The sequence below is a fragment of the Nocardia speluncae NBRC 108251 genome (assembly GCF_001613245.1).
In the GTDB taxonomy this organism is placed as follows: Bacteria; Actinomycetota; Actinomycetes; order Mycobacteriales; family Mycobacteriaceae; genus Nocardia; species Nocardia speluncae.
Genome location: NZ_BDBZ01000052.1, coordinates 11,596 through 33,468, shown reverse-complemented (window position 1 = coordinate 33,468; position 21,873 = coordinate 11,596). Strand labels below are relative to the sequence as shown.

Here is a 21,873-nt window from a genome sequence, read left to right as displayed (position 1 = left end):
CCACCACACCCTTGGGCACACCCGTCGAACCCGACGTGTAGATGACATACGCGGTATTTGCCGGGGTCACCGGCCGCACTAGTTCCGCATCGGTGATCGCAGTGGCGGCGTACCCGTAGATCTCGAATTCGTCGAGGACCAGCCAGTCCACCGAATCCGGCAGCTCACCACGCACCGACGACACCGTGATACCCACGGACGCACCGGAATCGGTGAGCATATGCGCGATCCGGTCCGCCGGATACGTCGGATCGATCGGCAGGAACGCCGCACCCGACTTCGTCACGGCCCACTCGGCCAGCACCGAATCCGCCGACCGCGGCACCGCCACGGCCACCACATCCTCGGCCCCCAGGCCGAGGCCGATCAACGCACGCGCCAAACGGTTCGACCGCTCGTCGAACTCTTCGTAGGAGTACCGGCGGCCCTCGAACACCACCGCCGGCGCCGCCGGGTCGACCGCCACGGCGGCGGCCAGCAACTCCGGCAACGTCCGCGCCGGGACCGCCGGACCACCCGACCGCGAACCCAGGTCCGCTCGTTCGGCAGGACTGAGGAACTGCGCATCCCCCACCGGCTGTCCTGGCGCGTCGACCAGATGATCGATCACCCGTACCAGTCGCGCCGCCAGGGTTTCGACCGTCGGCGCGTCGAACTGACCGACCAGGTATTTCAGCGAGATGTGGACCACATTGTCGGCAGTCACCATCAGGGTCAGTGGGTAGTGGGTGTCGCCGTGCGTCCCTACCCCGGTGATGGACATACCGTCGATATCGCTGGTGGCGGCGACAGTTCCGGCGTCGGTGGGATAGGACTCGAAGACGAACAAGCTGTCGAACTGCACCGCGGCACCGGCAGCCCGCTGGATATCGGTGAGCCCGAGGTAGTGATGCTCCAACAGGGCGGCTTGTTCGCGCTGCAGGTCGGTGAGCAGATCATCGGTACTGCTCCGGTGATCGGCCCGGACCCGCACCGGCAGCGTGTTGATGAACAGTCCGACCATGGTCTCGACACCGGTGAGTTCGGCCGGGCGCCCGGACACCGTGGCACCGAACACCACGTCGTCACGGCCCGTGTACCAACCGAGCAGAACTCCCCAGGCTGCCTGCAACAGGGTGTTCATCGTGATTCCGAGGTCGGCTGCACGCGCGGCGAGTTGCCGCGTGCGGTCGGCGTCGATCTCGATGACGTGATCGCCTACGTCGTAGCTTGCGGCGACCACCGGTTCCGGCACCAGCAACGCCGGCTCGGTGAATCCGTCGAGCGCCACGCGCCACGCCTGTACGGAGGCCGAATGATCCCGGTCGGCCAGCCAGGACAGGAAGTTACGGTACGACATCACTCGCGGCAGCACCGAGGTATCGCCACGCACCGCGTACAGTGCCAGCAATTCCTGCATGAGCAGCGGCATGGACCAGCCGTCGAGGAGGATGTGGTGGGTGGTAATTGCCAACAGCCACTCGTTCTCGGCCAAACGGGCCAGCTGGAACCGGATCATCGGCGGCGCCGACATATCGAAATGATCGGTTTCGTCCGCGACCAGCAACCGGTTCAATGCGTCGCTGCGTTCCGGCTCCGGCAGATCACGCAAGTCGACGTCGTGCCACGGCACCTGCACGGAGTCCAGCACCACCTGTACCCATTCGCCGGTGGAGTCCGCGACGAACGCGGTCCGCAGATTCGGGTGGCGGCCGACCATGGCCTCGGCGGCACGCCGCAGGCGGGCCGGGTCCACGTCGCCACCCAAGCCGACCCAGTTCTGCATGGTGTAGACATCGTGCCCGCCACCCACGAATTGGGCGTGGAACAGTAGCCCGGCCTGCAGCGGCGACAGTGGCCACACCTCGGTCAGCGCCGGATAGCGGCGCTCCCATCGTTCGATATCGCCTTGGGAAACACTGACCAGCGACATATCGGACGGGGTGAAACCACCGGCGCCGGGCCGGCGGATATGGTCGGCGAGCGCGGTGAGTGCGACGACCCACAGGTCCGCGAACTCGCGTGCTTCTGCTTCGGTGAGCAGTCCGCTCGGATAGGCGAAGGACGCGCTCAATACCGGGCCGTCGGCGCCGGAATTGACGATTGCGTTGATATCGAGCACTGCGTTGGCGGGCATATCACGATCCGCGTCCGCATCCACCGGACCCAGATCGGCAGTCGGGAGCCAGCCGAGTTCGGCCATTTCGGCGGGGATCTCACCGGCGGAGACACGGCCGAGATAGTTGAAGCTGATCTGTCCCGGTACCCGTTCCGGCAAGGCGTCGCCGGTTTCGGGGTTCAGGTAGCGCAGCAGGCCGTAGCCGAGTCCCTTCTCCGGAACCGCGCGCAGTTGTTCCTTCACCGATTTCACCAGCGCACCCATAGCGGGACCGCCCGCGAAGGCTTCGTCCGGATCGATACCCGGCAACTCCAGCCGTACCGGATGCACGGCCGTGAACCAGCCGACGGTGCGGGACAGGTCGGCGCCCGGCACCACGGTCTCTTCGCGACCGTGCCCTTCCAGCTTGACCAGTACCGCCGCCGACGGATCGTCACCGCGCAGGCGTGCCACGGCCAGCGCGAGCGCCGCCAGCAGGGCGTCGTTGGGGCCGCCGTGGTAGCGGGCGCCGGCGGTGGTCAGCACCGCCTCGGTGACTTCGGTGGGCAGCGATACCTCGAACCGTTCGACGGTCGCGTTGGTATCGATCGCCGGATCGAACGCCCGGGCGCCGAGCAGCGGGTCCGGGGTGGCGGCGGTCTTCTGCCAATACGGCAATTCGGCAAGGCGTTCCGGATCGCCGGCGGCCTCGGCCAGGCCGTGCGCCCAGCGGCGCAGCGAGGTGCCGACCGGCGGCAAGGCCACCGCTTGCCCGGCCGCTAGCTGCGACCAGGCCAGTGCCAGGTCCGGGATGACCATGCGCCACGACACACCGTCGATGACGAAATGATGCGCCACGAACAGCAGCACATCGCGTCGTTCGCCGCGGAAGGCGAACCAGACGAACTGCGCCATCACGGCCCGGTCCGGGTCCAGCCGTCCCAGCGCGGCATCGAATTCGGCGGAGGCGAGGCGGGCGAGTTCGGCTTCGCCGATCTCGTCGTCGAGGTCGACCCGGTGCACCAGCTCGTCGATAGCGATCGCGCCGGGGGCCAGCACCTCGAACTCCGGGGCACCCGCCGCCGGCCGCACCAGCCGGGAACGCAGCACATCGTGGTGATCGAATACTGCGGACAGGGTCGCGACCAGGGTTTCGCGATCGATATCGACCGGCAGGCGCAGCATCATCGGCTGGGTGAACCGCTGATACGGCGCACCGTCGTGCAGGATCTGGGACATGACCGGCAGCACCGGCATGGTGCCGATCCCGCCGCCGGGCAGTTCCGCGAGCCGTTGTTCCGCAGCGGCGCCGACCGTCGCAATCTCGGCGAGCCCGGCCACGGTCCGCCGCTCGAACACATCGCGCGGGCTGAACGCCACACCGCGTGCCTTGGCCCGGGAGACCAGCTGGATCGACAGAATACTGTCGCCGCCGAGGGCGAAGAACGAATCGTCGACACCGATCCGATCGGCCCCGAGCACATCGGCGAACACCTCGGCGATCACGGTTTCGGCCTCACCCACCGGGGCGCGGTAGCTCTGCGCCTCCAGCACGGGTTCCGGTAGCGCCTTGCGGTCCAGTTTGCCTACCGGCGTGAGCGGTATCCGGTCCAGGACCACGATCGCCGACGGCACCATATGTGCGGGCAGTCCCGCGGCGACGAATTCGGTCACCGCGCCGGTATCGACGCTGCGCCCCCGGACCGGGAGCACATACGACACCAGAATCGTCGCGCCCGCGGCGGTTTCGCGGCCGAGTGTCACCGCATAATCGATATCCGGGTGCGCGGCCAGGGCGGTGTCGATCTCACCCAGTTCGACACGGAAACCGCGGATCTTCACCTGGAAGTCGGAGCGGCCGACGTAGTCCAGTTCCCAGGACACCGTGGGCAAGGCCTCGTTACCGGCCCGCGCACCGGGCGCCGCATACCAGCGCACGACATCGCCGGTGCGATACATGCGCGAACCCTCGAAACTGAACGGGTTGGCCACGAAACGGTCGGCGGTCAGGCCGGCCCGGTTGTGGTAACCGCGTGCCAGCGCACCGCCGGACAGGTACAGCTCACCCGCTACACCCGGCGGTACCGGATTCAACCGCGCGTCCAGGACCAGTGCCGAGATGCCGTGCACCGGGTCGCCGATGGTGACGTGTTCGCCGGGGAACAACCGCGCGTACGAGGAAATGATCGTGGTCTCGGTGGGGCCGTAGCCGTTGAAGTACTTGTGCCCCGGCTCCCATTTGGCCAGCAGTTCCGGGGTGGTCACATCACCGCCGACGGACACCACCTGCAGCGCATCCAGATTCGCCGGGTCCATGGTGCCGAGCACCGCCGGAGTGATGACCATATGGGTCACTTCTTCCGACCGCAGCAGTTCGGCCAGGTCGGGTCCGCCGATGATCTCACCGGGCACCACCACCAGGGTGGCGCCGACATACCCCGTGCAGACCCATTCCAGTACCGACGGATCGAAACTGGGCGAGCAGATGTGCAGGAACCGGTGCTGCGAATCGAGCTGGTACAGATCGGCCGCCACATCGGCGAGACCGCCGATACCCGCATGCGTCACCACGACGCCCTTCGGCAGGCCGGTGGAGCCGGAGGTGTAGATGACGTAGGCCGGATGCCACATCATCAGCGGCGCGATCCGCTCGGCATCGGTGATCCGGTGGTCCGGCTTCGCCGCGATCTCGGCCTGCAAGGCCGGATCGTCCAACCGCAGCCAGGGGGAATCACCCGGTAGGCGGTCGACGAACTCACTGCTGGTCAAGCCCAGTACAGCGCCGGAGTCGGAGAGCATATGCCGCATCCGGTCCGCCGGGTATCCGGGATCCACCGGCAGATGCGCGCCACCGGCCTTGGTAACCGCCCAGAATGCCAGCACGATCTCATATGAGCGCGGGAAAGCCAGTGCCACAATACTTTCCGGCCCGACACCGCGATCGATCAGCACACGGGCCAGACGCGAGGATTCCGCGTCCAGCTCCCGGTAGGTCACCGACCGGCCGCGGTACCGGACCGCCACACCGTCGGGGTTGGTCCGGGCACCGTGGTGCAGGATCTCCGGCAACAGCCCGGTCGCCATCACCTCGTCACCATGGATACGGGTGAGCAGGCGGTATTCGGAATCGTCGATGATCGCAAGATCGCCGATCGGTGCGTCGGGCGTCCGGACGAGTGCGTCCAGCAGCTGCACGAAACGGCGGGCGAAAACCCCGACGGTCTCCTCGTCGAAGAGGTCGCGGGCGTAGGAGAATTCCGCCACCATCCCGGCTTCGGTTTCGACGACCCGCAGCGAGAGATCGAATTTGGCGGTGTCGACATCGAACTCGACACCGGCGATCCGCAACCCGGGCAGTTCGAATCCGGCGGCCGGCAGATTGTCGAACGAGAGCGCGACCTGGAACAGCGGATGCCGGGCCGTGGAACGCTCGACCTCGACGAGTTCCACCAGGCGTTCGAACGGCACATCGGCGTGCGCGAACGCCTGGAGATCGGCATCCTTGGTCGCCGTGAGGAATTCGGAGAAGCTCAGCTCACCCCGCACATGCGACCGCAGGACCAGGGTGTTGACGAACATACCGACCACATCGTCGAGTTCGGCCTCACCGCGACCCGCGATCGGGGTGCCGACGGCCACATCGTCGGTGCCCGACAACCGGGCCAGCAACAGCGCCAGCGCCGCATGCACGACCATGAACACCGTGCTGTTGTGTTCGGCGGCCAGCCGGGTCACACCCTGATGCAGCCGGGTATCGATCTGGAAGGGCACGGTGCCACCGGCGAACGATTGGGCGCTGGGCCGCGGCCGATCACCGGGCAGATTCAGTTCGTCCGGCAACCCGGCCAGCGCACGGCGCCAGTACTGCGCCTGCGCGCTGACCAAGCTCTCCGGATCGTCCTCCGAGCCGAGAACTTCTCGCTGCCAGATGCTGTAGTCGGCGTACTGGACGGGCAACGGCGCCCATTCGGGTACTGCACCGGCGGAACGGGCGGCGTAGGCAGTCATCACATCGCGGGTCAGCGGACCCATCGACCAGCCGTCGGAGCTGATGTGGTGCACTACGAAAACCAGCACGTATTCATCGACGGCCGGATGGAACAGCGCCGCCCGCAAGGGGATTTCGGTGGTCACGTCGAAACCGGCCGCGATCACCTCGGTGATCCGTGCGCGTAGCTCCTCGGCCGCCACCGGTATCGGCGTGAGGTCGGGCACGGCCTGCGCGACCGGCAGCACCATCTGGTAGGGCCGGCCGTCATGGGAGGGGTATACGGTGCGCAGGGTTTCGTGTCGCGAAACCACATCGGTGACGGCTGTGCGCAACGCTGCCACGTCGAGAACACCGGTCAGGCGGACCGCGACGGGAATGTTGTAGGCCGCCGAATCGGGGTCGAACTGGTTGAGGAACCACATCCGTTGCTGCGCCAGCGACAACGGGACCCGGTCGGGTCGCGGCTGCGGGGCGAGCACAGGCCGATCGGCGCGGTCGGTGGCGGTCTCTGCGGAGGCCGCCAGCGCCGACACCGTCGATGCCTCGAACAGCATCCGCACCGGCACCCGCGTGTCCAGGGCCTGACCCAACCGGGCGGCGACCTGGGTCGCGATCAGCGAGTTACCGCCGAGGGCGAAGAAATCGTCGTCCGCGCCGATCCGGTCGACACCGAGGACATCGGCGAACACACCGGCCACAATCTGCTCGATCGGGGTCGACGGCGCACGGAACTCACGTGCCTCGAAAGTCGGCTCCGGCAGCGCCTTACGATCCAGCTTGCCGGAGGTGTTCAGCGGGAACGCATCCAGCTCGACCACAGCGGCAGGGACCATGTAGCTCGGCAGCGCCTCACGCACAGCATCCAGCAAAGCCGCCTGCACAACCTGATTGCCGGGAGCGGGCACCACGTAGGCGACCAGCTGCTCACCGAGCTGCGAGGCCGCGACCGTGACAACCGCCTGGCTGATCTGCGGCTGCGCCAGGAACGCCGACTCGATCTCACCCAGCTCGATCCGCTGACCACGGAACTTCACCTGGAAATCCGTACGACCGAGATACTCCAACACCGGCTCACCATCGACCCGCTGCCACCGCACCAAATCCCCAGTGCGATACATCCGCGCACCCGGATCGAACGGGCTCGCCACAAACCTGTCAGAACTCAAATCCGGACGCGTCACATACCCACGAGCCAACTGATCACCCGCAAGATACAACTCACCCGTCACACCCTCGGGCACCGGACGCAACCGCGAATCCAACACATACACACGCGAATTCCACTGCGGCACACCGATCGGCACACTCGCAGTCTCCGCGCCGGTGGCCTGCCAATAGGTGATCGACACCGCGGCCTCGGTCGGACCGTACAAGTTGTGCACAGCCGCATCCGAGACCGCGTGCATCGCCGTGACGGTCTCCGGGGGCAGGGCTTCACCGATCACGAACACATGCTCGAGACTCGGAATCGAACCCACAGCCGTATGCGCAGCGAACACCGTCAACATCGACGGCACGAAATCGGTGACCGTCACCTGCCGCTCGGCAATCATTCGCGCCAGATACTCCGGATCACGATGACCATCCGGAGTCGCCACCACCAAATGCGCACCCGCGGCCAGAGGGAGGAAGTAACCCCACAGGGACACGTCGAACGTGGTCGCGGTCTTCTGCAAATACACATCCGATGCGTCCATCGGGTATTGCGCCAGCATCCACGCGACCTGGTTCGCGATCGCCGAATGCGGCACCGCGACACCCTTCGGACGACCCGTCGAACCGGAGGTGAAGATGACGTAGGCGGTATTCGACGGCCGAACCGGCGCGAGCCGATCGGCATCGGTCAACGGCCCGGCATCGAAACCACCGGTATCGAGAGTGTCCAACGCCAACACCGGAACACCCGCAAGCGTGCCCACACTGTCACCGCCGACACGGTCACCGCCCTCGGCACCATCACTATCGAAACCGGCGATCCCCACACCGTCTGCCGGTTCGATCCCGACGGCCTCCGCATCGGCAGTAGTGGACAACAGACACACCGGTGCCGCCGTATCCAGGATGTAACCGATCCGCTCCGCCGGATGCGCGGGATCCAACGGCACATACGCACCACCGGCCGCCACCACCGCATACATACCCACAACCAGATCCACCGACCGAGAAGCGAGCAACCCGACCAACGACTCCGGACCCACACCCTGCGCAACCAGATACCGCGCCAAACGATTCACCCGAGACGAAAACTCGCCGTACGACAGACTCGTCCCCTCGAACGACACCGCCACCCGATCCGGGTGCGCCGAGGCCATCCGCTCGAACCCATCCAGCAACAACCGCTCCGGCAACACATGCCCGGTCGCATTCCACTCCGACAGCACCCGGCCGCGCTCGGCGGGCGCAAGGATTTCGAGATCACCCACCGGCATCGAGGCATTCGCGACGATCTCACCCAGCAACCGGATGAACCGGTCGACGAAACCCTGCACTGTCGTGCGGTCGAACAACGCGGACGCATAGGTCACATAACCCGAAACACCCTGGGGTGCACCGGTTTCGTTGTAGGCGTCGCCGAGGATGAGGTTCAGGTCGAACTGGGAGATCTCGGTATCGATATCGACACCGGAGACCGTGAGCCCTGGCAGTTCGAGACTGGTGCGGCCGAGATTCTGGAAGGTGAACCCGACCTGGAACAGCGGGTGCCGCGCCTGCGAACGCGCCGGGTTCAGCACCTCCACCAGACGTTCGAACGGCACATCCGCGTTGGCGAATGCCGCGATATCCACCTGCCGCTGCCGCGCCAGCAGCTCGGTGAAAGTCTCCTCGCGGTCGAACCGGGTCCGGAACACCAGGGTGTTGACGAACATACCGATCAGATCGTCGAGCGCCTGGTCACCGCGACCGGCGACGGGTGTGCCGATGGTGATGTCGTCGATACCGGACAACCGCGACAGCAGTACCGCGAACGCGGTATGCGCCACCATGAACAGGGTCGCGCCCTGCTGCTGCGCCAACTGCTGCAAACCATTGTGGATCTCGGCATCGATATGGACGGGTACGCGTCCACCGGTGAACGACTGCACCGCCGGACGCGGGCGGTCCATCGGCAGGTCGAGTTGGTCCGGGACCCCGGCCAGCGCCGATTCCCAGTAACCGAGCTGCTTCGCCGCCAGCGATTCCGGATCGGCCTCGTCGCCCAGCAGGTCCCGTTGCCAGATACTGAAATCGGCGTACTGCACCGGCAAGGGCGACCAACCCGGCGCTTCGCCCGCGGATCGCGCCGCGTAGGCGGTCATCACATCACGGGTCAACGGCGCGATCGACGAACCGTCGGTCGCGATATGGTGCACCACCAGCACCAGGACGAACTCGTCCGCGGTGCCGGCCGGGCCGGTCACCTCGAGTAGCGCCACCCGCAACGGCACCTCGGCGGTCACATCGAAACCTGTCGCCGCCAACTCCGAAACGGCCGCAACGATATCCGCGGCGGCCACCGACCGCACCTCGAGCCCCGGGGCGGCCTGCCCCGCAGGCAGTACCACCTGCACCGGACCGGCCCCGGTTTCCGGGTACACCGTTCGCAAGACCTCGTGCCGCGCTACGAGATCCGCGACCGCCGCCCGCAGAGCTACCACGTCGAGAGCGCCCGACAAGCGGATCGCCAACGGAATGTTGTACGCGGCCGACGCCCCGTCGAAGCGGTTGAGGAACCACATCCGCTGCTGCGCCGGTGACAACGGCGCAGCCGCCACGACCTCGCCCGACAGAAGTTCCCGGCTCGGGCGCGGCTGCGGCACCAGCGCCGGGCGACCACCGGATCCGGTCTGTTCCTGGATCCGGGCAGCCAGGGCCGTGACAGTGGACGTTTCGAAAAGCAACCGGACCGCGACCGTGGTGTCCAGCGCCGCCCCGAGGCGCGCAGCCACCTGGGTAGCGATCAGGGAGTTACCGCCGAGAGCGAAGAAATCGTCGTCCGCGCCCACGCGTTCCACATGCAGCACATCGGCGAAGACTCCGGCGACGATCTCCTCGATCGGGGTCGACGGGGCACGGAATTCCCGGGTCTCGAAGGCCGGTTCCGGCAGCGCCTTGCGATCCAGCTTGCCGGAGGTATTGAGCGGGAACGCGTCGAGTTCGACGACAGCCGCGGGGACCATATAGGTCGGCAGAACCTCACGCACCGCCTCCAGCAAGGCGGCCGATACGATCTGCTGCCCAGGTGCGGGCACCACGTACGCCACCAGCTGTTCACCGAGCTGGGAAGCGGCGACGGTCACCACCACCTGGCTGGCCTGCGGCTGCGCCAGGAACGCGGATTCGATCTCCCCGAGTTCGATGCGCTGGCCACGGAACTTCACCTGGAAATCGGAACGGCCCAGGTATTCCAGAGCGGGCTGACCGGCGATCCGCTGCCAACGCACCAGATCGCCTGTGCGGTACATCCGCCGGCCGGCGTCGAACGGGCTCGCCACGAATCGATCCGAACTCAGGTCCGGGCGCGTTACATATCCACGGGCCAGCTGATCGCCGGCCAGGTACAGCTCACCGGTGACCCCCTCGGGGACCGGCCGCAACCGGGCATCCAGCACATATACCCGCGAGTTCCACTCCGGCACACCGATCGGCACACTGCCCGACTCGTCGCCGGTGGCCTGCCAGTAGGTGATCGAGACAGCGGCCTCGGTCGGACCGTAGAGGTTGTGCACCGTGGCATCGGAGATTGCGTGCATCGCGGTGACGGTTTCGGGAGGCAACGCCTCCCCGACCGCGAAAATATGGCGCAGGCTCGGGATCGACCCCGGTGCGGTATGCGCGGCGAACACCGTCAGCATCGACGGCACGAAATCGGTGATCGTCACCTGCTGCCGGGAGATGACCTGCGCCAGATATTCGGGGTCGCGATGGCCGTCCGGGGTCGCCACCACCAAGTGCGCGCCTGCGGCCAACGGCAGGAAGTAACCCCACAGCGAAACATCGAACGTGGTCGCCGTCTTCTGCAGATACACATCGGCCGAACCCATCGGATACTGCGACAGCATCCACGCGATCTGGTTGGCGATCGCCGAATGCGGAATCGCCACGCCTTTCGGCCGGCCCGTCGAACCCGACGTGAAGAGCACATACGCGGTATTCGACGGTCGCATTGGCGCATGACGATCCACATCGGTGACCGGTGCGGCGTCGAAATCGCTGGTATCGAGAGTGTCCACGGTGAGCACCGGCATACCGGCGAACTCGTCCGATCCGGCGCCGCCGGCCGGCACCGCGTCCACGTCGCCGCGGAGAACCCGCGCGTCGGCAGTAGTCGACAGCAGGCAGACCGGTTGCGCGGTCTCCAGGATGTAACCGATCCGCTCGGCCGGATGCGCGGGATCCAGGGGCACATACGCACCACCGGCGGCCACCACCGCATACATACCGACCACCAGATCCAGCGACCGCGACATGAGCAACCCGACCAGCGATTCCGGGCCGACCCCCTGCGCGATCAGCAGTCGCGCCAAGCGATTCACCCGCTCGGCGAACTCGCCGTAGGTCAGACTCGTCCCCTCGTACGTCACCGCCACCCGAGCCGGGAAAGCGGTGGCCGCGCGGTCGAATCCTTCCAGCAGCAGCCGCGGGGTGAAGGGGTACCCGGTGGCGTTCCATTGCTCGAGCACCAGCGTGCGTTCGGCCGCGGCGAGGATCTCGAGGTCACCGACCGGCACGGCGGGGTCCGCGACGATGCCGCGCAGCAACCGGGTCAGCCGGTCGGCGAATCCGGCCACCGTGGCGTGATCGAACAATGCGGTGGCGTAGTTCAGGTATCCGTCCAACCCCAGGGGTTCGCCGGTTTCGTCGTAGGAATCGCCGACGATGAGGTTCAGGTCGAACTGCGACATCTCGGTATCGAAGTCCACTGCCGATACCGCCAGACCGGGCAGGACCAGACCGGCCGGCCCCATGTTCTGGAAGGTGAGCCCCACTTGGAACAGCGGGTGCCGCGCGGTCGAACGAACCGGGTTCAGCACCTCCACCAAACGCTCGAACGGCACATCCGCATGCGCGTAGGCGGCGATATCGATCTCGCGCTGCCGGGCCAGCAGATCGGTGAACGCTTCGCCGCGATCGAGCCGGGTCCGGAACACCAGGGTGTTCACGAACATACCGATCAGATCGTCGAGAGCTTGCTCACCGCGACCCGCGATCGGCGTACCGATGGTGATGTCATCGGCGCCGGACAGCCGCGACAGCAGCACCGCCAATGCCGAATGCAGCACCATGAACAAGGTGGCGCCCTGCTGCTGCGCCACCCGTAGCAGCCCGGCATGGAGTTCGGGATCCAGGCGTATCTCTACCCGGCCCCCGGCGAACGACTGCGCCGCCGGCCGCGGCCGGTCCATGGGCAGGTCGAGTTGGTCCGGGATCCCGGCCAGCGCCGACTCCCAGTACCCGAGCTGCTGGGCTGCCGGCGATTCCGGATCGGATTCGTCGCCGAGCAGCGCCCGCTGCCAGATGCTGTAGTCGGCGTACTGCACCGGCAACGGCGCCCAGCCCGGTGCCTCACCGGCGGAGCGCGCCGCGTAGGCGATCATCAGATCCCGGGTCAGCGGCCCCACCGAGGAACCGTCACTGGCGATATGGTGCACCACCATCGCCAGTACGAACTCCCCGTGCACGGCACCGGTATCGACGCCGGCCGTATCGGCCGGCCCGTCCACCCGGAACAACGCCACCCGCAACGGCACCTCGGCCGTCACATCGAAACCGGTCGATGCCAGCTCCGACACCGCGGCGATGACCTCGGCGGCCGGCACCGAACGCACCTGCAAGCCCGGCCCGGCGGCTCCGGCCGGCAGCACCACCTGCACCGGGCCGGATTCGGTCTCCGGGTACACCGTGCGCAACACCTCGTGCCGCCGCACCAGATCTCCGACTGCCGCACGCAGGGCGGCCACATCCAGGTCACCGGACAACCGGATCGCCATCGGCAGGTTGTATGCCGGCGACTGCTGATCGAAGCGGTTGAGGAACCACATCCGCTGCTGCGCCGACGACAACGGCGCCGCCGCTACGACCTCACCAGTCCGCAACGTCATGGTCGGACGCTGCTGCGGTACCAGGGCAGCGCGGCCCCCGGCCCCTGCTTGCTCCTCGATTCGGGCAGCCAGCGAGGTCACCGTGGATGCCTCGAACAGCATCCGCACCGGCACCTGCGCATCCAGCGCCTGCCCGACCCGGGCAGCGACCTGGGTCGCGATCAGCGAGTTACCACCCAACGCGAAGAAATCGTCGTCCGCGCCGACCCTGCGCACACCGAGGACATCGGCGAAAACCCCCGCCACGATCTCCTCGATCGGAGTCGACGCGGCACGGAACTCACGCATTTCGAACGTCGGCTCCGGCAACGCCTTACGATCCAGCTTGCCCGAAGTATTCAACGGGAACGCATCGAGCGAGACCACGGCCGCCGGAACCATATAGGTCGGCAGAACTTCACGCACAGCGTCCAGCAGGGCTGTCTGCTCGATCTGAGACCCTGGTGCGGGCACCACGTAGGCGACCAGCTGCTCACCCAACTGGGAAGCAGCCACCGTCACCGCAGCCTGACTCACCTGCGGCTGCGCCAGGAACGCCGACTCGATCTCACCCAGCTCGATCCGCTGACCACGGAACTTCACCTGAAAATCCGTACGACCCAAATACTCCAACACCGGCTCACCATCGACCCGCTGCCACCGCACCAAATCCCCCGTGCGATACATCCGCGCACCCGGATCGAACGGACTCGCCACAAACCTGTCAGAACTCAAATCCGGACGCGTCACATACCCACGAGCCAACTGATCACCCGCGAGATACAGCTCACCCGTGACACCCTCGGGCACCGGACGCAACCGCGAATCCAAGACGTACACGCGGCTGTTCCACTGCGGCACACCGATCGGCACACTCCCGGTCTCCGCGCCTGTGGCCCGCCAATAAGTGATCGACACCGCAGCCTCGGTCGGACCATACAAGTTGTGCACAGCCGCATCCGAAACCGCATGCATCGCGGTCACAGTCTCCGGCGGCAAAGCTTCACCGATCACGAACACATGCTCGAGACTCGGAACAGATCCGGCGGCCGTATGCGCCGCAAACACCGTCAACATCGACGGCACAAAGTCCGTCACGGTTACTCGCTGCTCGGCAATGACCTGCGCCAGATACTCCGGATCACGATGACCATCCGGAGTCGCCACCACCAAATGCGCACCCGCGGCCAACGGCAGGAAGTAACCCCACAACGACACGTCGAACGTAGTCGCGGTCTTCTGCAGATAGACGTCACCCGTATTCAACGGATATTGCGCCAGCATCCACGCGACCTGGTTCGCAATCGCCGAATGCGGCACCGCCACACCCTTCGGACGACCCGTCGAACCCGACGTGAAGATCACATACGCCGTATTCGACGGCCGAACCGGCGCGAGCCGATCCGCATTCGTCACCGGCGCGGCATCGAAACCACCGGTATCAAGAGTGTCCAACGCCAGAACTGGCACCCCTGCAAGCACACCCACACTGTCACCAGCGATCGCACTGTCCCGGCCGACGCCGGAAGCGGCCGCTCCGGCTACCGGTTCGATCCCGACAGCCTCCGCATCGGCAGTAGTGGACAACAGACACACCGGTGCCGCCGTATCCAGGATGTAACCGATCCGCTCCGCCGGATGCGCGGGATCCAACGGCACATACGCACCACCGGCCGCCACCACCGCATACATACCCACAACCAGATCCACCGACCGAGAAGCAAGCAACCCGACCAACGACTCCGGACCCACACCCTGCGCAACCAGATACCGCGCCAAACGATTCACCCGAGACGAAAACTCGCCGTAAGACAGACTCGTCCCCTCGAACGACACCGCCACCCGATCCGGGTGCGCGGCCGCCATCCGCTCGAACCCATCCAACAGCAACCGCTCCGGCAGCTCGTGTTCGGTCGCATTCCACTCCGACAACACCCGGCCGCGCTCGATCGGCGCCAGGATCTCCAGATCCCCCACCGGCGCCGATGCGTTCGCGACGATCTCACCCAGCAACCGCGTGAACCGCTCGACGAATTCCTGCGCGGTCGCCCGGTCGAACAGGTCCGTGGCGTAGGTCAGGTAACCGTCCATACCCGCCGGGGTTCCCGCGGGGTCGTAGCTGTCGCCGACCATCAGGTTCAGGTCGAACTGGGAGATCTCGATATCGATATCGACACCGGCGACGGTCAGCCCCGGTAGTTCCAGGGCGGACCGCGCCATGTTCTGGAAGGTCAGCCCGACTTGGAACAGCGGATGCCGCGCCTGCGAACGGACGGGGTTGAGCACCTCCACCAGGCGTTCGAAGGGCACATCGGCGTGCGCGTAGGCGGCGATATCGATTTCGCGCTGCCGGGCGAGCAGCTCGGTGAACGATTCGCCGCGATCGAGCCGGGTCCGGAACACCAGGGTGTTCACGAACATACCGATCAGATCGTCCAGAACCTGTTCGCCGCGACCGGCCACCGGGGTGCCGATAGTGATGTCGTCGGTACCCGACAGCCGCGACAGCAGTACCGCCAGCGCGGCGTGCACCACCATGAACAACGTGGCGTTCTGTTGCTGGCCGATGGCCAGTAGCCCGGCGTGTGTCGCGGCGTCGATCCGCACCTCGACCCGGCCGCCCACCGAGGACTGCACAGCGGGCCGAGGGCGATCGGCCGGCAGGTCGAGCTGCTCCGGAATCCCGGCCAGCACTGATTCCCAGTACCCGAGTTGCTTCGCCGCCAGCGATCCCGGATCGGATTCGTCGCCCAGCAGGTTGCGCTGCCAGATGCTGAAATCGGCGTACTGCACCGGCAGTGGTGCCCATCCGGGGGCCTCACCGGCCGTGCGGGCCACGTACGCAGTCATCAGGTCGCGGGTCAGCGGGCCGACCGACGAACCGTCGGCGGCGATATGGTGCACCACCAGTGCGAGCACGAATTCACTTGCCGCGCCCGTGGCACCATCGGCCGGGTTCACCTCGAAAAGCGTTACCCGCAACGGGACCTCGCCGGTGACGTCGAAACCGGAGGAGGCCAGCTCCGAGACGGCGGCGACAATATCGCCGGCCGCGACGGTCCGCACTTCCAGTCGCGGCACCGCCTGTCCCACCGGTAGGACGACCTGCACCGGACCCGACTCGGCATCCGGATACACCGTGCGCAGCACCTCGTGCCGCGCCACCAGATCCGCAACCGCCGCTCGCAGAGCATCCACATCCAGCGCGCCCGACAACCGGATCGCGAGCGGAATGTTGTAGGCCACCGACTGCTGATCGAAACGGTTGAGGAACCACATCCGCTGCTGCGCCAGCGACAACGGCACCGCGGCCTGCACCTCACCCGACTCGGTGACCCGCGTCGGCCGCGGCTGCGCCACCAACGCCGCACGACCACCCGAACCCGCATGCTGCTCGACCCGAACAGCCAAACCGGCCACCGTGGACGCCTCGAACAACGCCCGCACCGGGACAGTGGTATCCAATGCCTTACTCAACCGCGCCGCAACCTGCGTCGCGACCAGCGAATTACCACCGAGGGCGAAGAAATCGTCATCGGCACCCACGCGATCGGCACCCAGAACCTCGGCGAAAGTACTCGCCACGACCTCTTCGATCGGAGTCGACGGCGCCCGGAACTCCCGCGCCTCGAACTCGGGCTCCGGCAAAGCTTTACGATCCAGCTTGCCGTGCACATTCAACGGCAGCGCCGCGAGTTCGACGAACGCCGACGGCACCATGTACGACGGCAACCGCTGCGCCAGCGCGTCCTGGACACGGACAAAATCCAGACCGGCCCCGGGTTCGCCCTGGATGCGCACCGGATCGATACCGCCATCCCCCAGGACATCCGGCTCGGCCCCACCGGATTCACCGGCAGCGACGCCTTCACCGGCGGACGGGACGAGATAGCCCACGAGCCGGTCGCCGGTCTTCGGGTCCGATTTCGCGACCACCGCCGCCTGCGCGACCTCCGGCAACGCCAGCAACGCCGCCTCGATCTCACCCAACTCGATCCGGAAACCACGAATCTTGACCTGGAAATCGGTACGACCCCGATACTCCAGACCACCATCACGATTCCAGGCAACAAGGTCACCCGTGCGATACATCCGCTCGCCCGCAGCGAACGGATCGGCTACGAACCGCTCCGCACTCAGATCCGCACGACCGAAATACCCGCTGGCCAGCTGAATACCGCTCAGATACAACTCGCCCGACACCCGGTCCGGGACCGGCTGCAATCGGCTGTCCAGCACGTATACGCGGGAATTCCACTGCGGCGCGCCGATCGGCACCGATACCGTATCCGCGGCCGTGACCCGATGCGTCGTAATCGACACCGCGGCCTCGGTCGGACCGTACAGGTTGAAAATCCCGATATCCGGATAGTCGGCGAGCATCCGCTGCGTAGTCGCCGCCGGCAACGCTTCACCGATCGCCAGCACCCGCCGCAACGACGGGGGCATACGCACATCGGCGGTCAGCAGCCCGTCCAGCATCGACGGCACGACTGCCAGTGTCGTCACACTCTCACGTGCCATCAGGCCGTTGAGGTAGGCAGGGTCGCGATGACCGTCCGGCGTTGCGATGACCATCCGGCCACCACACACGGCAGCGGTCCAGAACTCCCACACCGATACATCGAACGTCGACGCAGTCTTGAGCACGATCGTGTCCGAGGCGTCCATCGCGAATTCGGCCACGATGTACCGCAGCTGGTTCACGATCGCCGCGTGCGGCACCGGCACACCCTTCGGCCGCCCGGTGGAGCCGGACGTGAAGATCACGTATGCCGTATTCGACGCACGCAACGGCGACACCCGATCCGCGTCGGTGACCGGAGTATCCGCGTAGCCGGAGAGATCGAGAGTGTCCAGATCCACCATCGGCACACCCACGACACCCGCACCGAACTCGCTCTCGGCATTCGTCAGCACGCATACGGGCGCCGCGGTCTCGAGAATATAGTTCGTGCGTTCGGTCGCCTGGTCGGGGTCGATCGGCACATAGGCACCGCCGGCCACCGACACCGCGTACATCGCGACGACCAGATCCACCGAGCGGCGCAGGCCCAGCACCACACGATCCTGTGGCCCGACCCCTTGCGCTATCAGATACCGGGCCAGCCGGTTGACCCGCACGCTCAGCTCCGAATACGGCACCCGCGCACCGTCGGCGGCCACCAACGCCACTGCGTCCGGAGTCGCCGCGAACGAGGCGTCCAGCAGCGCGGCCAGGGTACCGGCCGAATCCAGTTCCCGGGCAGTCGTATTACGCTCCACCAGCGCGGCCCGCTCGGCGGGAGCCAGCAGGTCCAGCTCGCCGACCGCGGTCCGCGGAGCCGCGACGATCGCCTCGAGCAACCGTACGAACCGGTCCACGAAGCCCTGTGCGGTCGCGTGGTCGAACAGCGCCGTAGCGTAGGTCAGGACGCCCCCCAGACCCACCGGCGCACCCGACTCGTCGTACCGGTCGCCGATGATCAGATGCAGGTCGAACTGCGACAGTTCGGAATCGAACTCCACCCCCGAGACCGTCAGACCGGGCAGCTCCAGACTGGTCTGCGCCAGGTTCTGGAACGACAGGCCCACCTGGAACAGCGGATGCCGCGCCTGCGAGCGAACCGGGTTCAGCACCTCCACCAGGCGTTCGAACGGGACATCGGCGTGGGCAAGCGCGGCGACATCGATCTCACGCTGACGAGCGAGCAGGTCGGTGAAGGCCTCACCCTGATCCAGCTGTGTCCGGAACACCACGGTGTTCACGAACATGCCGATCAGGTCTTCGAGCGCTTCCTCACCGCGGCCCGCGAGCGGCGTACCGACGGCGATATCGCCGGTTCCGGACAGCCGCGACAGCAACACGGCGAAGGCGGAATGGACCACCATGAAGACAGTCGCGTTGGCGCCGCGCGCGATATCCAGCAGTGCCGCGTGGGTCGCGGCGCCGACCTGCACCTCGATCCGGCCGCCCGCGAACGACTGCACTGCCGGGCGTGGCCGGTCCGCCGGCAATTCCAGCTGATCCGGCAGGCCGGCCAGCGATTCGCGCCAGTATTCGATCTGTTTGTGCGCCAGTGATTCCGGATCGTTCTCGTCGCCGAGGAGTTCACGCTGCCAGATACTGAAATCGGCGTACTGCACGGCCAGCGGCTGCCAGCCCGGCTCCTCGCCCGCGGCGCGGGCGGCATAGGCGGTCATCAGGTCCCGGGTCAGCGGCCCGGTCGAGGCGCCGTCACCGGAGATATGGTGCACCACCACGGCGAGTACGTATTCGTCTGCCGCGCCGCCGATTTCGAACAGCACACCCCGTAGCGGCACGTCCGCGGTGACATCGAAAGGCAGCGAGAGCAGTTCGATCAGCGCGGTCTCGACGGCGTCGGGTGCCACGATCCGGGATTCCAGCTCGACGATCTGCCCACCCGGCGGAAGGACCACCTGCACCGGACCGGATTCGGTCTCCGGGTAGTAGGTCCGCAGCACCTCGTGCCGATCGACCAGATCGCCGATCGCCGCGCGCAGGGCGGCCACATTCAGCTCACCCGAAAGCCGTACCGCAATCGGGATGCTGTACGCGGCGGATTGCTCGTCGAACCGGTTCAGGAACCACATCCGCTGCTGCGCCATCGACAGCGGCACCCGCTCCGGACGCGGCCGGGCGGTGAGCGCCCGGTGCTCGTTACCGTCCCCGCCGAACTCGGCGAGCCGTTCCGCGAAGCGGGCCACCGTCGAGGCTTCGAAGATGATCCGGGCCGGGATACGCGCATCCACCACCGCACCCAGCCGGGCCACCACCTGGGTCGCGATCAGCGAATTACCGCCGAGGTCGAAGAAGTTGTCATCGGCGCCGATCGGGTCGGCGGGATGGAGCAGTTCGGTGAATACGGAGGCGACCTGTTTCTCCAGCCAGGTCTGCGGCTCACGGTATTCGGTGGTGCGCAGCTGCGGTTCGGGCAGCGCCCGGCGGTCCAGCTTCCCGATGGGGGTCAGCGGGATCTTGTCCAGCACGGTGATACTTGCCGGAACCATGTACGCGGGTAGCCGGCTCTCGGCCAGGGCGAGCAGTTCGCCGGCATCGACGACGGCCCCGTCGGCCGGATGCACGTATGCGGCCAGTACGGTGGCGCCGCTGGGGGGCTCATACCCGATGGTGACGGCGAAATTCACCGAGGCGTGCCCGGCCAGCACCGCGTCGATCTCACCCAGTTCGATGCGGAAACCGCGGATCTTCACCTGGAAATCGTTGCGACCCAGATAGTCCATCGCGCCGTCCGCCCGCCAGCGCACCAGGTCACCGGTGCGGTAGAGCCGGGTGCCGCCCTCGTCGAACGGGTTGGCCACAAAACGCTCGGCGGTGAGGGACGGGCGGTTGTGATAGCCACGCGCCAATTGGATACCGGCGACATAGAGTTCGCCCGTCACACCGGTGGGCAGCGGCCGCAGGTGTTCGTCGAGTACGTATTCGGTGGCATTGCGGACCGGCGCGCCGATATCGACCGGTTCGCCCGGTTTCAGGGGTTCACTGATATTGACCAGGATGGTGGTCTCGGTGGGCCCGTACCCGTTGAAGAATTTGCGCGGATGGCCGTCCACCAGCGTTCCGGCCCAACGCCGGACCAGTTCCGGCGGGCACGCCTCACCGCCGACGACCACCACGCGCACATCGTCGAGGCCCGCCGGATCGATCGACGACAGCGCGGACGGGGTGAGGATGATATGGGTCACTCGCTCGCGCCGCAGCAGCGCGGCAAGCTCGTCGCCGCCGTACACGGTGGGCGCGACGACGACCAGCGTCGCCGCAGCGCCGAGGGCGATCAACATTTCGTTGACCGAGATATCGAAGGACGGCGAGGCGAAATGCAGGAGCCCGGCGGTGGCGTCCACCACGAACCGTTCGCACTCTTCGGCGCAGAACCCGGCCAGCCCGGCCTGGGTGACCACGACGCCCTTCGGGAGGCCGGTCGACCCGGAGGTGTAGATGACATAGGCCGGATGCTCGGCGCGCAGCGGGCGCAGCCGTTCGTCGAAGGACACCGGTTCGGCCGGGTACCGGGAGAGCGCGGCGGCGGTATCCGGGCTGTCGACCGCCAGCCACTCCACCTGCTGCGGTAGACCGGCCACCGATTCCGCCACCGACAGACCGAATACGACGCCGGAATCGGTCACCATATGGGTGATGCGGTCCGTGGGATGGTTCACGTCCACCGGCACATAACCGGCGCCGGTCTTGGCCACCGCCCAGACCGCGACCACCGATTCGATCGAACGCGGGATACCGATCGCGACCAGGTCTTCGGGGCCCACCCCGCGCGCGATGAGCAGCCGGGCCAGCCGGTTGGAGCGTTCGTCCAGCTCCGCGTAGGTGAGCTGACCGAGGGTGGTGGTGGCATCGGCGTACCGGACGGCGATCCCGGTGGGGTTGGTTTCCACGGCCGTGGCCATGAGCTGGGGCAGGCTGGTGAAACGGGGGCGCCGGGCGCGGGTGGGCCTAGTGCGTGCCGTTCGGGTCATCCTCGCATCACTTCCTGGAGATGGCTGCTCCGGTCATCGACAACAGAAACCATCTACCTACCTCACCTGCCGTTTCCTTGCTGCACACCGTGCACCCAGGGGCCACGGATCCGCCGCCCGGACGCGGCGGCGGTACCGCCATGAGGGCATGACCGACCGCTGCGGCACTCGCAGTCTTCCATCATTACATGGTCCGACGCGGCCCCGCCGTTACCGTCGCAGGCCACAGCCACCCCGCGAGCGCGTCGGGCGTA

The 21,873-nt window shown here is 66.7% G+C and carries 1 pseudogene; it reads right to left on the bottom strand.

Features of this window, described 5'->3' with window-relative positions:
- Nucleotides 1-21,565, bottom strand: a pseudogene (locus tag NS6_RS33345) (non-ribosomal peptide synthase/polyketide synthase); the annotation flags it as partial.
- Nucleotides 21,566-21,873: the final 308 nt, after the last annotated feature.